This window comes from Microcystis sp. M049S2, from assembly GCF_020245625.1.
Taxonomy (GTDB): domain Bacteria; phylum Cyanobacteriota; class Cyanobacteriia; order Cyanobacteriales; family Microcystaceae; genus Microcystis; species Microcystis ichthyoblabe_A.
This window is the reverse complement of the sequence record NZ_JADBUN010000111.1, coordinates 1-15,392: the sequence shown is the minus strand read 5'-3', so window position 1 is coordinate 15,392 and position 15,392 is coordinate 1. Positions and strand designations below refer to the sequence as shown.

General features: G+C 43.2%; 12 protein-coding genes and 1 rRNA gene. 3 read left to right on the top strand and 10 right to left on the bottom strand.

Annotated elements, in window-relative coordinates:
• Positions 1-11: 11 nt before the first annotated feature.
• Positions 12-129: ribosomal RNA gene (gene rrf / locus IM496_RS09375) — 5S ribosomal RNA — on the top strand.
• A 46-nt stretch (positions 130-175) separates the two neighbouring features.
• Here rrf and IM496_RS09370 read toward each other — a convergent pair.
• The 3 genes from IM496_RS09370 to kaiC all read right to left on the bottom strand — a co-directional run bounded on the left by IM496_RS09370 (position 176) and on the right by kaiC (position 5,308).
• Entirely contained in the window at positions 176-2,800 is a 2,625-nt protein-coding gene (locus IM496_RS09370) for a DNA polymerase III subunit alpha (protein ID WP_287661802.1), read from the bottom strand.
• A gap of 83 nt (positions 2,801-2,883) precedes the next feature.
• On the bottom strand, positions 2,884-3,714 hold the full coding sequence (locus tag IM496_RS09365) for an amino acid ABC transporter substrate-binding protein (RefSeq protein ID WP_287661801.1): 831 nt from the start codon (positions 3,712-3,714) through the stop codon (positions 2,884-2,886).
• A 73-nt stretch (positions 3,715-3,787) separates the two neighbouring features.
• Complete coding sequence (kaiC, locus tag IM496_RS09360; RefSeq protein WP_104397997.1) at positions 3,788-5,308, bottom strand: circadian clock protein KaiC; 1,521 nt, start codon at positions 5,306-5,308, stop codon at positions 3,788-3,790.
• A 349-nt stretch (positions 5,309-5,657) separates the two neighbouring features.
• Between kaiC and IM496_RS09355 the strand changes: the two genes are divergently transcribed.
• Positions 5,658-5,807 carry a hypothetical protein gene (locus IM496_RS09355; RefSeq protein WP_192576023.1) on the top strand — a complete coding sequence of 50 codons (150 nt, stop codon included), beginning with the start codon at positions 5,658-5,660 and terminating at the stop codon, positions 5,805-5,807.
• A 78-nt stretch (positions 5,808-5,885) separates the two neighbouring features.
• On the opposite strand, the gene IM496_RS09350 is transcribed toward IM496_RS09355, so the two are convergent.
• The 6 genes from IM496_RS09350 to IM496_RS09325 all read right to left on the bottom strand — a co-directional run bounded on the left by IM496_RS09350 (position 5,886) and on the right by IM496_RS09325 (position 13,831).
• Positions 5,886-6,812 (bottom strand): branched-chain amino acid transaminase, encoded by a 927-nt coding sequence (locus tag IM496_RS09350; protein WP_287661800.1) that lies wholly within the window; start codon positions 6,810-6,812, stop codon positions 5,886-5,888.
• A 22-nt stretch (positions 6,813-6,834) separates the two neighbouring features.
• The gene (locus IM496_RS09345; protein WP_287661799.1) at positions 6,835-8,595 is read right to left on the bottom strand and encodes a M61 family metallopeptidase; all 1,761 of its coding nucleotides are present in this window, start codon (positions 8,593-8,595) and stop codon (positions 6,835-6,837) included.
• 146 nt (positions 8,596-8,741) lie between these two features.
• On the bottom strand, positions 8,742-11,192 hold the full coding sequence (locus IM496_RS09340; RefSeq protein ID WP_287661798.1) for a transglycosylase domain-containing protein: 2,451 nt from the start codon (positions 11,190-11,192) through the stop codon (positions 8,742-8,744).
• 230 nt (positions 11,193-11,422) lie between these two features.
• On the bottom strand, positions 11,423-12,004 hold the full coding sequence (gene mreD, locus IM496_RS09335) for a rod shape-determining protein MreD (RefSeq protein ID WP_194017093.1): 582 nt from the start codon (positions 12,002-12,004) through the stop codon (positions 11,423-11,425).
• Positions 11,971-12,720 (bottom strand): rod shape-determining protein MreC, encoded by a 750-nt coding sequence (mreC, locus tag IM496_RS09330; RefSeq protein WP_287661796.1) that lies wholly within the window; start codon positions 12,718-12,720, stop codon positions 11,971-11,973. Before mreC ends, mreD begins: the two co-directional genes overlap by 34 nt.
• Positions 12,721-12,793: 73 nt before the next feature.
• A complete protein-coding gene (locus tag IM496_RS09325) occupies positions 12,794-13,831 on the bottom strand; it encodes a rod shape-determining protein (RefSeq protein ID WP_185238607.1) in 1,038 nt (345 codons plus the stop codon).
• A gap of 226 nt (positions 13,832-14,057) precedes the next feature.
• Here IM496_RS09325 and IM496_RS09320 point away from each other — a divergent pair, with 226 nt between their 5' ends.
• Positions 14,058-14,408 carry a single-stranded DNA-binding protein gene (locus IM496_RS09320; protein ID WP_194017098.1) on the top strand — a complete coding sequence of 117 codons (351 nt, stop codon included), beginning with the start codon at positions 14,058-14,060 and terminating at the stop codon, positions 14,406-14,408.
• Between the two features lie 56 nt (positions 14,409-14,464).
• Here the strand turns inward: IM496_RS09320 and IM496_RS09315 are convergent, their stop codons facing one another.
• Complete coding sequence (locus tag IM496_RS09315; protein WP_287661795.1) at positions 14,465-15,274, bottom strand: aminotransferase class IV; 810 nt, start codon at positions 15,272-15,274, stop codon at positions 14,465-14,467.
• Between the last annotated feature and the right edge of the window lie 118 nt (positions 15,275-15,392).

The following is a 15,392-nucleotide window of genomic DNA, read 5'->3' as shown; positions in this document are numbered from 1 at the left end:
GTTCTACCCTTCCTGGTGTCTTTAACGTGATGGCACCACTCCGATTCCATCCCGAACTCGGTTGTGAAACTTCACCGTGGCCAAGATACTTGTCGGGTTGCCGACCGGGACAATAGCTCGATGCCAGGATTATTCTTTCCTACCCCTCAATCTCACAAGATTGCGGGGTAGGCTTTTAGGAAAAATCAGAGGATTTTAAATCTAAACCTCGCTCAAATATTGTATCTATAGCTAACATTTCTCCGTCGCTAGTCATAAATTTATGATCTTTGGTTGCTTGGATAGTTTGGCCATTTTCTAGGGTATATTCAAAGACCTCTTGTAAACCCCGCTCGTGCCATTGAGAGATTGGTTGACTATAAACAAAACCATTTTTATCTACACTATAAACAGTGCAGTTAACTTCTTCGCTCACAATTTTAGCAATTGGTAATAATCCGTATTCCTCAGTTAAAATTAACGTCTCACCTCCCAGACAATATTCGGCAAAATTTACCATCTGTTCAAAGAGATTTTCAGCGATTCTTTTTTCCACACCATTTTTAGCAGCACCATCGATAAACATCTCCCTTTGTTTCTGCATTTCGGAGGCTTTTTTCTTACCCATTGCCCGACGCAATAGATCCGCTTCTCCTAGGGAATAACCCGCTAAATCCTGCGCCATTTTCATAATCTGTTCTTGATAGACTAAAACTGCGTAGGTTTCCTTAAGAATTGGTTCCAATAAGGGATGATCATAACGAATGGGTTCTCTACCGTGTTTTCTGCCAATAAAGAGAGGAATTAATCCCGCATCTAAAGGTCCGGGGCGATAGAGTGCTAAGATTGAAGATATGTCCTCAATACCCGATGGTTTTAACTCTTTAACGATCTGTTTCATTCCCGATGATTCTAACTGGAAAATACCTTCTAAATCCCCTTCTTCTAGTAATTCATGGGTTTTGAGAATATCGGGAGGTAGTTTTTTATGTTCCCCTTTAGCCCGAATTTGCAGGGCTTTTCTTTCATCTAAAGGCAATTGATCCAGATCAATTTCTATGCCCTGATTTTGTTTAATTAAATCGGCGGTTTTTTTCAAAGTAGTTAAATTTCTTAACCCTAAAAAGTCCATTTTTAACAATCCCAATGATTCTAAATCCTCCATGAAATATTGGGTAATTACCGCACCATCATTATTTTTCTGGAGGGGAACCACTTCATCTAAAGGTTGGGAAGAAATGACGACTCCGGCGGCATGAACTCCGAAGGTTTTGTTAGTACCTTCGATACGAATTGCCATATCTAACCAATGACGCACATGGGGTTCCGTATCGTATCTTTCTTTAAATGCCGGTTCGGGAGTGTCATCGGAAATCATCACTTTTAACGGTGTGGGTTTCCCGCGAGAAACGGGAATCATTTTCGCCATTTTATCCGATTCGGCATAGGGAATATCTAACACCCGCGCCACATCTTTTAAAACAGCTTTTGATGTCATACGGTTAAAAGTAATGATTTGAGCAACATTAGCCTCCCCGTATTTTTCCGTAACGTATTGGATCATTTCATCCCGTCTCTCGATACAGAAATCCGTATCAATATCAGGCATAGATTTCCGTTCAGGATTGAGAAAACGCTCAAATAATAAACCGTGATGAACGGGATCAATATTGGTTATTTTTAAAGAATATGCTACCAAAGAACCCGCCGCCGAACCGCGTCCTGGACCGACGGGAATATCATGATCTCTAGCATATTTTATATAGTCCCAAACGACGAGAAAATAGGTAGAAAATCCCATTTTCTGTAGCATTTTTAATTCGTATTCAAGCCTTTCTTTGTAAATAGGTTCAATCTCGTGACGAGAAGGACATTTTAATCTTTCTAGTAATCCTAACCAAGCAATTTCTTCTACATAACTATCAGCAGTATGTCCCGCAGGAACTGGATAATTAGGAAGTCTCGGTTCATTAAATATGTTATAAGGTTCGACTTTTTCTGCTACTTCTAAGGTGTTATTAATCGCTTCTTCAATCACATCTTCTGGCAGATGATCACGGAAAAGTAAGCGCATTTCATCAGCAGATTTTAAGTATTCTGTGCCACTATAACGGAGGCGTTTGTCTTCAGTAATTAACTTGGCAGTTTGAATACAAAGCAAGGCATCGTGTGCCTCTACATCGTAACAGGAAATAAAGTGAGAATCGTTAGTAGCAACTACTTTAATTCCTAATTCTTTAGCAATTTTAACTATTTCTACATTGACAATCCGATCTTCTTTAGAACCGTGGTCTTGAATTTCTAAATAAAAATCATCACCAAAAAGTTTTTTATACCATTTAGCAGTTTCCTTAGCCAGTTTCCTGTTATTAGCTAAAATCGCTTGAGGAATCTCTCCACCCAAGCAAGCACTGGTAACTATCAATCCTTCGTGGTATTGTTGGAGTAACTCTTTATTGATACAAGGACGAGCAAAAATGCCTTTACCTTGAATACCTTTCAGATTAGAAATAGTAGTTAATTTAACCAGATTTTTATAGCCTTGTGTGTTTTTGGCTAAAACAACTTGATGATATTTTCGGTGGCGAAGATTGACTTCAATATCGCCATTTACTACATACATTTCGTTGCCAATAATTGGTTTTATTCCCTTATTACGACAGGTTTTAATTAATTCGATCGCACCATACATGACTCCATGATCGGTTAAAGCGATCGCCGGTTGTCCTAATTCAATCGCTCGATCAATTAGTGCCGGTAATTGGGAAGCACCATCAAGTAAGCTATAATCACTGTGAATATGTAAACCGACAAAAGACATAATTTTTCAGGAAAAAGTAACAAGTAAAAAGCAAAAAAACTAGAATTTACTGACTTTTAATTTTCAGCAATCACAGTCTATTTTTAGGGTTGATTGAGAATCCTATAGGGGAAAGAACTTTCTTCTAAATTAAACCATTGTTCTCGCAGTTTCTGGTTATCATTGCTGCCAACAACAGTATCAACAAATTTTTTCCATTCGGGATCGTTTTTGGGTAAGATACAGCCATAAAGTTCGGTGGTAATCGGTTGACGGGGTAGTAGCACAAATTGTCGCGGATCCTGTCCTTGTTTAACGATTTCCCCCAGTAGAAGAATTCCATCACTAACCACTGCTTTTACTTCTCCCCTTTGTAATTTTGCCACTGCTTCACTTCGATCGCTGACAGCTTGCCAATTAGCCAGAGGATAGATATAACGAATAATACTATCGGTGGTGGTGTGGGGAATATAGGCGATCGCAACTGCCGCTAAAGTGTTATTAATATCTATTTTATCAACATTTTCCCTTTTAGTTAAAAATTGCGCTCCCGTCATAAAATAGGGAATAGAAAAACTAACCTTTGCTAGTCTTTCTTCCGTGATTGTTGCCGCATTACAGGATAAATCTACTTGTCCCTGTTCCACTTGCTGAAAACGATTGTTAGTCGTCGCTTCTGTAAAGTTTATTGTAATCGGTTTACCTAATTCTTGTGCTAATCGACGTTGGACTAAGCGCATTAATTCCACTCCGTAACCTGTCCATTGTCCCGTTTTCTCATCGATATAACTAAAGGGAACAGCATCTTTTCTGGCTGCCGCTTTTAATTCTCCCGTGCGAGCAATTCTTTGTAAAACTGTTTCTGCCAAGGCTGATAAATGTAGATTATTTATCAGTAAAAGACCTAGAAAAATAAAGCAAAAGTTTTTAGACATATCAAGAAAGCAAGAAGGAGATAGGGAGAAAAAAGCTAACCACCGACGCGCGATTAGCAAATGCCGCTATATTTTAACTACGATCCTCAAATAATCCACTCAAACGTTCTACTTCTGTTTGTGCTGTGTACATAGGAGTTCCGGCCAGAATTCCGGTAACATTGCGGAAAGGTTGGCCGATGTGCATACCTTGATGATCGATCGAAAACTCACGAATATCCTTATCGTGCATAGAACCGCGCATTTTTAAAACAGTGATCCCGCGGCGCATTTCTCCATACATTTCCACATAACGCAGCAGAATAATTGAATCAGTAATTGTAGAAATATGCGCTTCTGTAATCGAGGAACCTCCTAATAAAGTGGGAGTGGTGGAAGTAAATAATCCTCCCACCTCTTTTTGCTTAATAAAAGAAGTCAAACCGATAATAAATTCCCGAAATCCTTTCAGATTAGAAACCCTTTCTAAAGCAGATAAACTATCTACTGCCACTCGATTAGGTTGAAACTCCTCGATAATTTCCTTCATCATAATTAAATGATTTTCTAAACCCGTAGTTTCGGGATAACGGCAGACTACCTTTAATTTACCTTCCTTTTCCATGCGGTCATAATCCACCCCCCAACCGGTAGCATTTCTAAATAACTGTTCGCGACTTTCCTCGAAGGCAAAAATTAAACATCTTTCCCCATTGCTTACTCCCCCGGCCATAAATTCTGTCACCATCAGGGTTTTTCCTGTTCCCGTGGCTCCCGAAACCAAAATAACCGAATCGCGGAAGAAACCACCACCACACATTCTATCGAGTTCGAGGCTGCCGGAAGTAATACGAATATTAGAGGATTTTTGTTCTAATTCAATGGCTGATAAAGGAATAATCACGGCTCCTTTATTGGGAATAATTGTAAAAGGAAATTCTCCTTTTTGGTGATCGGTTCCCCGATATTTTAAAATTTCGATCGTCCTTCTTCTTTTCTCATCGGTTAAAACGTTGCGTAAAATCACCACATTATCGGCCACAAACTCCTCCACCCCATAACGACTGATTTCGCCGTATTCTTGGGTTCTTTCTGCGGTCATAATCGCTGTTACTTCCAATTCTCGCAAAGCGGTTGCCAGACGAAAAAGATCACTTCTCACTTGAGCGCTATCACTCAAATGGCTGAAAATTGCGCCTAAAGAATCCATAGACACCCGTTTGGCTTTATTTTTGCGGATAGCAAACTCAATGCGAGCGATTAATGCGCCTAGGTCGTATTCTCCCGTCACCATCGGCTTTTCTTCTGGTTGGGGGGAAGCATCAACAAAGGCCCATTGACGATTCTCCTCCCACTGCCGGATATTCCAACCAAAACCACCCATATTTTTTCTGAGTGCTTGGGGTGGCTCCTCGAAGGTGACAAAAACGCCATTTTCTCCATTTTTGATGCCTTCTGCGAGAAATTGACAGGCAAATACCGTTTTAGCACTTCCTGCCGTCCCCGCTATCAAAGTTGCTCGTCCTTTCGGTAATCCCCCTTCCGAAAGAAAATCAAAGCCGGGGATTCCTGTTTCTAACTTCTCAATCAACTCTAGGGGATTATCTTGCGTCATTCTAAGTTCTCTATGAAAACGAGCTAATGTTTATTGTACCTATTTCAGTGACCAGTGATACCAGAAATTGATCCCTAGTTTGAGAGTTTGAGCATTTGTAATAAAACTTCCCAGACATCGTTTAAATGCAGGACAGCTTCACCCAAGCATAAAGAGATTGGTTATATTCAAGGGAAACTATATAAGCAGGTAAATCTTAGCCACAATTAACCAAAACAGCAGCTAACTAATAGTTAGGATCAAAGTAAGTTTTGTCTTTAGTTGGTTAATACTATCCTTGACAACTTTGAGAGAGTTTAAGGTATAATCATAGATGAGCCAAATATTTGTCATACTTATTTGCTCTACTATGGAACATACAACCGATAATAATCAAAATCAGCAAAAAACCGACAATCAACAAGAGAAAACAGCAACAGGGAAGAAACCCGTGCTGAAGATTGATTCTAATAAAACTATACCCTATATACAGGAAGGAGCCAAACCGAAAAATAGATAAATTCTGTTTATTTCAGGGTTAGTTCAGATGCGCCATTATTTGACGCATCTAAAGGAGAAATTAAGTAAATTTCTCTAACTACAAAGGAACTTGAGTAATCCAATCTTGATACTTTGGTTCCTGATTAAGAACGATAGAACTTAACTTTTCTTTTAACTGATAAGTAATCGGTTTATCTGCGGGTAAAGAAAAAGTTTCAATCTTTTTAATCGGAGTAACTTTCGCCGCAGTGCCACTTAAAAACACCTCATCAGCGATAAATAACTCCGTCTTATCTACGGGTCTTTCAATAACCGGAATACCCAAATCCCGCGCAATAGTTAAAACACTATCTCTAGTAATACCCTCTAGGATATCTTGGTCAAAACTAGGAGTAATTAGCTGACCATTTCTGATGATAAAAATATTCATTCCCGTCGCTTCACAGACTTTACCCTGAGAATTCATTAAAATTGCCTCATCAAACCCCGATTCAAACGCTTCCGTTTTTGCTAAAGCAGAAGTGATATAAGCGGCGCTAATTTTACCTCGCAACGGGAAACTTCTATCCTCCTGACGATACCAAGAACTAATCCGACAGTTAACCCCATCGGCTGCTAAATAATCATCCATTTCTAGACCATAGACTAGAAAATCCTTCTCGATACCATGCAATCGCGGAGCAATTCCCAACCCTGAACTATAGACAAGGGGACGAATATAAAAAGGTCGATGACACTGATTCTTTTTCACAAAATCGATAATTATTTCATAGATTTTATCAGCAGAAATCTCGTAATTAAGAAACTTAGCACTTTGACTTAAACGCTGACAATGACGTTCTAATCTAAATAATAATATCTGTCCCGGATTGTTAGGGTCGGGAGTACCTCGTAAACCACCGAAAGCGGCAGTTCCGTAGTGTAGCGCGTGGGTAGCAACGGATAACTTTGCCTCACTAAAAGGGATAAATTTATTCTCAAAATAGGCGAGAGGAAGGAAAGGAATTTCGGCGGTAATAGACATTTTTTTTTGATTGAACCAAGAACTAAACGGGATTTACCCATGCAGAAAAATTTTGTTTCTGGCTATTAGAAGGATTTTCTACCCTGATAATTTCATAGCGAATCGTCTGCGGGGCAGCCAGTGGAACAGCAAGGGTTCGCAATTCATCGAGATGAAAGACTGTTATCTGAATAATATCACCTGAGCGGTAGTCTTTTAATCTTTCGTTTAACTGTTCCGCCGTCACTCGCAATCCATCGATAGCCAATAATTCATCATCAGCATTAATTCCCGCTTTTTGGCAAGGGGAACCCATCTCGACAAATTTAATTATTTCTTTACCCGCTTCACTCTGTACCCGCATTCCCAGATAAGGTATCGTCTCCCCATTGCTAACAGCGCGCAGATAGAGTCCAAAAGGTTCAAGATATTGATTAAAGGGTAATTCTGCCAAACCGTCGATATAACGCTGGTAGAAGTCACTTAAATCCACTCCCGCAGCCGATTCGAGAATTGCCTGCAATTCCCCATCGGTATAACCAATCTCCTCTTTGCCGAAATGTTGCCACATCGAGCGTAAAACATCATCGAGGGAACGACGGTTATCGGTGTGGGTGCGAATTAGTAAATCGAGAAGCAGCGACAATAATTCCCCCTTGAGATAGTAGGAAATTTGACTATTATCGCTATTGCTATCCCGTCGGTAGAGTTTTATCCAAGCATCAAAACTCGATTCGCCTAGAGGTTGGACAAGACGGCCAGGTATATTGAGATAACGAGTAATTTCTTTGCTTAAAAGCTCTAAAAAAGTCTTACTATCGTATATTCCCGCCCGTAGAGGGATTACTATATCGTAATAACTGGTGGTTCCTTCGGCAAACCAGAGGGAAGACGTATAATTTTCTGCATCATAATCGAAGCTTTCTAAAGCTTTTGGGCGAATACGCTTGATATTCCAGAGATGAAAGAACTCATGGGCGACTAATTGCAGAAAACGATTATATTTATCCTTATCTCGTAATCCCAAACGCGCATAGTTAAGGGTACAGGAATTTTTATGTTCTAGTCCCCCGTAACCAGCCGCCGAAAGATGTAGCAAAAAGAGATAATTATCATAGGGGAGTCCACCGAACATAGCCGACTCGGTTTGAATAATTTTAGTCGTATCGGCGATAATTTGACTAGGATTGGCGTTTCCCCGTCCCCAGATAGCTAATTGATGGGGTTTTCCCTCGACGACAAAATCGTATAACTGATGAGTCCCCACTTCCACAGGACTGTCCACCAGGGTATCAAAATCGGGGACGTGAAAGGTGTTTTTCTGTCCGGGTAAAGATTTTAAGGCAGTGGTAACGCGCCAATCGCCATGGGGGGGGATAATTGTCAGGGTGAGGGGATGTTTTTGATAATCGGGGATATAGAAAAATAAAGCAGCCCCGTTGAAGTAACCGTGAGTATCATCAAGATGGTTGGTTCTGACGGTTAAATCGTGGGCAAAAACGCGATATTTGACCGTTATTTCGGAACTGTCACCATTGTCAATCTGCCAGTGATTTTTAGCAACTTTGCGACTGTTGAGGTTAACAGCTTGAAAATCTTGGACTAAACGGGAGTATTCCCGCACTAGATAGGAACCGGGAGTCCAAACCGGCATTTTTAGGTTTAAAATCGGAGCTTGCCAACCGGTAATCTGTAGAGTGACTTCAAAGAGGTGTGAAGTCGGTTCCGACATAGCCACTTGATAGCTGAGACTTAAACGAGTTGAAGAGATGGTAGTGGGGGAAATAAGACTGGTCATCGGCATTACACAAGCTTTTAAGTTATTATAGCGGCAAGCTTTCGGCCAATTTACCCGGTTTCGCCGCCAAAAATCCGATGGTTTTGCAAGATTTTACCGAGCAGTTTTGGAACTGTAACCCTCGCAGGATTTGCGAGGGTTGTCGTGCCGATTCAGCGTCTTTCTGCCGGGGGTGCGGGAGGAGCCACATCGGGGGGAGGAGTTACCGGTAGGGGAACCGAACGAGTGTCGGGAGCCGCCACATTGACGGGAACGGTAATCGGTTCGGCTGCTGCGGGGGCCGTATTTTGAGGACTAGGAGCAGCGGCGCTGGTAGGAGCAACGGTAGTACGCCGACGACTAGAACGGCGTTGGCTGGGTTCGCTAGTATTAGAACGGACGATAGTTTGCTCGCGATTTACCCGAACCCGTCGCCGTCTGCGGATGGGTCCTTCGGTGGGGGAACCCTCATCGCTGCTGGCTAAACGATTATTAATAGTTTGGGTAAAGTAGGTACGTCGGGGTTTAATTGGTTCCGCTTTTAATGTCACTGGACGTTTGCCTAAATTCGGTTCTGGGAAACCTTGATAGGGAATATCCTTAATTGCTTCTAACATAAATTGTCGCCACATCCAAGCGGACATGGTACTAGCTCCATTGGTGGGTTTATTATTGTCATTACCGAGCCAAATTCCCGTGACTAATTGGGGAATATAACCGACAAACCAAAGGTCGCGAGCTTTATCAGAAGTGCCAGTTTTTCCTGCCACCGGACGACCAATTTGTGCGGGGGTTCCCGTTCCCGAATTAACCACATCCTGCAGCATCCAAGTCATCGTCGCTGCCGTGTTTTTATTCAGAGCAGTTTTCGGTTTAAAATTGGCTTGATAAATTACTTTACCATGGCGATCAAGTACCTGATTAATACCGTAAACTGGTTGATGCACACCATTATTAGCAAAGGTTCCGTAGGCGCTGGTCAATTCTAAAAGATTGACTTCCGAAGCACCCAAAGCCAAAGAATAAGTGGGTAAAAGTTTCGACTGGATACCCATATCCTGAGCTAATTTAATCACCGGATTCCAACCCACAGCCACTAACACCTGAACTGCCACCACATTCAGGGAAGAAGTCAAAGCATCGCGCATGGACACCTCGCGGCCGCTATACCTATCACCGTAGTTTTCCGGTTTATAACCATCCACCACATACTGGGCATCTTTATAATTAGAATAGGGGGATTTCCCCGCCGCAATCGCCGCCGCATAGACAAAAGGTTTAAAAGTAGATCCCGGCTGACGTTTTGCCTGTGTCACCCGATTGAATTGATTCTTATCGTGGTCAATTCCCCCGACCATGGCCTTAATTTGTCCATTTTTGGGGTCAATTGCCACTAAAGCTGCCTGTTGGAAGTTCTGCCACTGGCCATAACGAGAAACCGCTCTTTCTACCACTTCCTCCCCTTCCCTTTGCCAACGAGGATTGAGGGTGGTTTTAACCACCACTCCCCCCGCTTCTAGGGTTTTAGCGGGAACCAGTTGCGGCAGTTCCTTTTCCACATAATCGGTAAAATAGGCCGCTTGCCGTTGCAGACGTTTTAGGGGACTGGTTTTAAGGCCTAGGGGAGATGCGAGCGCTTGTTCTGCTTGAGCATTAGTAATAAATCCCACCTCGGCCATAGTTTTGAGGACGATATTACGCCGTTCTAGGGCAGATTTAGGGTTTTCGAGGGGAGAATAGAGACTAGGAGCGGGAACAATGCCGGCAAGGGTGGCAGCTTCGGCTAGAGTTAATTTATCGACGGGTTTACTGAAATATAACCAAGCGGCATCGGCAAGACCGTAGGCCCCGGAACCGAGATAAACTAGGTGGAAATAACGCTCTAAAATCTGGTCTTTTGTATATTTATCTTCTATTTTCTGAGCGATACGCATTTCGCGTAATTTGCGATCAAAACTCCTTTCTTGGGATAAAAAGACAATTCGGGCCAATTGTTGGGTGATGGTGCTGCCTCCTTCCACCACTCCCCCGGCTCTCAGGTTAGAAAAGAGAGCGCGAGCAATACCCTGGCCATCAACTCCCCCGTGTTGGCGAAAACGGCGGTCTTCACTAGCGATAAAGGCCTCCTGTACCAGTGGGGGAACTTGGGCAATTTTCACGGTTTCGTAGGTACTAGGGCCATTTTGCTTGAGGATTTCCCCATTAGCGGCTTGAATGGTTAGGGTGCCTGGACGAGCATAGGTTTGTATATCGGCGATATTTTGCGGTAAAGAGCTTTCAAGGCGATAAATGCCCCAACCTACCCCCAAAAGTCCCCCTGTCACCCCTAATCCCAATCCCAAGTACAAGCCAAAGCGGGGATGTTGTCGCCATTGCGGTAAGGGAGAATTATCAATCAGGGTAGTAAATTTGTTTTTTATGGGTTTTAATGTCTCTAGAGCCTTGCTACTGGCTTGGGAGACTAAATTAACCTTTTTCTCTTCGGAAGCGGCTTCTACTGGCTTTTCCCCAGCAACTGGCGCAGATTTGGAGTCGATAGGATCGACTTTAGGGGGTTGCTCGGAATTCTCTAATTTATTAGCGAGATTATGAAAAAATTGACTAAGTTTTTGTTTGTATTTCATGTTAGTTGAGCGGGTGAGGGAAGTGGGGAAGTGGGGTGTGGGGTGTGGGGTGTGGGGTGTGGGGTGTGGGGTGTGGGGTGTGGGGTGATGGGGAAGTGGGGTGTGGGGTGTGGGGTGTGGGGTGTGGGGTGTGGGGTGGTGGGGAAGTGGGGTGTGGGGTGTGGGGTGTGGGGTGTGGGGTGTGGGGAGAATAAATAAAAATAATTTCCCGACGACCGACTCCTGACTCTTTAAAGATCGCTAAATTGTCGCCACCATTGCTGGAGAGGATAATAGAGGAGGGGAGTCCAGAGACTACTAAGCAGAGCAGAAGTGAGGCCAATGCGTTGATAATCGAGCCAAAGATCAGCGAGATTTTTGCCTCCTTGTAGATAGTATTGAAAAGCGATCGCACCATCAGTGATTAAAGTCATAACAAAGACAATTAAGACCACGGCGATCAATTCTTCTTTGAGATAACGTTGTCGATGTAAACGGGAAGTAAGCAAACCGATCAGACCAAAAACCATGATATGGGAAGGATAATTAGAGGTTAAACTATCTTGAATAGCGCCGATCGCTAATCCGACCACCACACTATCGAGACAAGAGCGATTGAGACTCCAACTAACCAACCAAATCAGTAACCAATTGGGAGCGATGCCTAAAATCTCCATCCCGGGTAGCCGCATTAAGGAAAGAAAAGCACAGAGAAGCAGCGAAGCGATAGTGACTAAAATATTCAGTATAAAACGAGAACGGGCTGATAAACGGCTTAATTTCAGCATAATTCCCCCTCTCACTGCTGGGGTTGCGGGTGAACGAACACCCATTCGAGATTGTCCACGGTGGCGGTAAATTCAATTTTGGCGGTGGGGGCGGGATTTTCCTGTAAATTAAGGGAAATTATGCGACCGATGGGCAACCCCGGCGAAAAAAGACTACTAAAAGCCGAAGTTGTCACCACATCTCCCGGTTTGACATCGGGAGCTTTTTCAAAAAAGCGCAGGGTGGCCACTTGGGAATTCTGACCTTGAATTAAACCCATGGCCCGACTACGATTCACCGTTGCTCCGATGCGACTTTGGGAATTACTGACCAATAAAACTTTGCTGGTGTGGGGAGTAACTTCCCTAATCCGTCCCACTAAACCACCAATTCCCGTCACCGAAGCACCCACTGGCACACCATCGGCGCTACCCCGACCGATAATTACCTGTTGCCACCAATCATCGGCGCTGCGGCCAATAATTGGAGCAGAAATCAGGGGTTTTTTCTGGGTTTGATAATAACCAAGCTGTTTTTTTAATTGTTGATTTTGATATTCGACTTCACTTAAACGATTTTGTAATTCTCGCACCCGTTGATCGGCTAGAAGTTGCTCTTGCAGATTAGTTTCCTCTCCCTGAAAAGGGCGGGTTAATAAACCATACAATTCTAAAATCGCCCCACTTTGATAGGTGCGAATGTACCAAGCTCCCCCCAAAGCGGCAGCGAGCAGCAAAAGTCGCCATCTCTGCTGTGTCCATTTTCGTCGTGCTGAATACATGAGCGATTTTAAACCTCTTGACTGTGTAGAGTGAGAATCCGTGAATTTTGCCGCTAACCTAGCCTAGTGACCTTTAGACATTGCGAGTTGTTTCATTAACGATCCGCTCAAAGAGTTTCTGATTTTTTAACACTTCTCCCGTGCCTTTGACCACACAGCGCAGGGGATCTTCAGCGACATGGGTAACGATACCGGTTTCGTGACTGACTAGACGATCAAGTCCCCGTAATAAAGCACCTCCTCCCGCTAACATGATCCCGCGATCGATAATATCAGCAGCCAATTCGGGGGGAGTTTTTTCTAGGGTACGTTTGATCGCATCAACGATCACGGAAAGTGGTTCATCCATACTTTCCCGCACTTCTTCCGCTTTGATCGTCACGGTGCGGGGTAAACCGGACATGAGATGCAATCCCCGCACTTCCAGAGGAGGAAATTCATCTTCGGGGGAGGGATAAGCTGAACCAAGGCGAATTTTAATATCTTCGGCTGTACGTTCCCCGATAATCAGGTTATGGACTTTTTTAAGATAGGCGATAATTGAGTCCGTCAGTTCATCCCCAGCGACGCGCACCGATTCGCTGATCACGGTCCCATCAAGACTGAGAATCGCCACTTCCGTCGTGCCACCACCGATATCGATGATCATATTTCCCGTCGCTTCCGAGACGGGTAAACCGGCACCCAAGGCCGCCGCAACGGGTTCATCAATTAACCCCACTTCTCGGGAGCCGGCATTTTTGGCCGCATCCACCACCGCACGTCTTTCTACTCCGGTAATCCCACTAGGAACACCGATTACCATGCGGGGATTGCCAATCGTGCCATCGAGCGCTCGTTTGATGAATTCCGCTAACATGATCTCGCAACTGTAAAAATCGGCGATTACCCCATCGCGCAGGGGTCGCAGAGCGGTGACATGGCCCGGAGTGCGACCGAGCATTTTTTTGGCCTCCTCCCCGACAGCGACTGGGTTACGATCTTGATCGATCGCCACTACCGATGGTTCCTCTAAAACGATGCCTTTCCCCGATACATAAACGAGGGTATTTGCTGTACCCAAGTCTATACCTATGTCCCTTGATAAGCCTAGACGTCTAAAAAAACCCACCACTTGTTTTCACTCCTGTTCTGATAACAACGTTGCTATAGCTAGACTTTCGATCGAATCGACTTGGATTTTATTACGTTTTGTTTCTCAAGTCTAGTTAATTATCGCTTCTTTCTCTCCGGATTTACCCAGGTCTTTGCCCGAATTTTCTCCCTAGTCACCGGTCAAGGCTAAGGTTTCGGGCTAAAATGAACATACTATTGTACTAAATTGAGGATTTAAGACCATGAGTGTAAATGTGGTTCATTTGGTGGGACGAGCGGGGAAAGACCCGGAAACCAAGTATTTCGAGTCGGGTAAGGTTTTATGTACTTTCACTTTAGCGGTTAATCGTCGCTCTAAAAATAGCGATCAGCCAGATTGGTTCGATCTGGAAATTTGGGGTAAAACGGCGGAAGTGGCCGCTAATTATGTAAAAAAAGGCGGTTTAATCGGGATTAAAGGGTCTTTAAAAATGGATACTTGGAATGATAAAAACACGGGATTAGCTCGCTCTAAACCGGTGATTCTCGTCGATCAATTAGATTTACTCGGTTCTAAACGCGATAGTGAGGCTAATTCCGAGCGAGAATTTTAAAGCTTGAGCGGCATTATCTCCAGCTTTTAGGTGTGTTAGCTTCTAGTAACACACCCTTATTTATTATCAAATTGACTGGAAAAATATTGCTGTAAATCTGGTAAAATTTCTCTATAAATAGCTGTATTTATCTCTAGATTCCAGCCAAGAATAGAATTAAAAGGGATAATTTCCACCACGGAATTACTATAAGCAATCCCTTGTAAAGTCCTGACAAATTGAGGAGTCCAAAGATTTTCTTCTAGGGAAATATTTTGTTTTTTTAACCAGCCGATCAAAGCCGAGCGCCCGATTCCGGGTAAAATATCAGCAGTCAGCAGGGGACTGTACCAGCAATTATCTTTCCATCCCCATAAATTGCCGGTGCTAGTTTCTAACCAATTCCCCAATTGATCGACTAATATCGCCTCTTTTGCTCCTTTTTTTTGAGCAGTTTGTGACGCTAACCAAGGAGTTAAATAATTACCAGTTTTATGCTCTCCTAAAACCCGTTGCCAAGCGGGATTATCTATTACCCACCCAATAATTCCCTGCTCTTGTCTAAGGTTTAAATCTTCGGGTAAAAATCTGCCTTTAATCCACTCCCGTCCATCGGGAAAAATTGTGATTCTCAGGACAGGATAGAATAGGGATAATTCTTCGGCTCCTTGGCGAATTCGCTGCCAATCGGGATCGGACCAGTAGAAAACTTGTAAACTAGAGTGCAGACGTTTGATATGTTCTTGCCAATGGGTCAGGGGATGATCTAAGCTGTGTTGATAGATACGCAGGGTAGTAAAGAGTGTGGCTCCATAAAGCAGTCCAATATCATCAATACCCAGACTTATTCGCTCATCCTCGATTAATTCGCCATTATACCAATACATAATCAGTTATCAGTTATCAGTTATCAGTTATCAGTTATCAGTTATCAGTTATCAGTTATCAGTTATCAGTTATCAGTTATCAGTTATCAGTTATCAGTTATCAGTTATCAGTTATCAG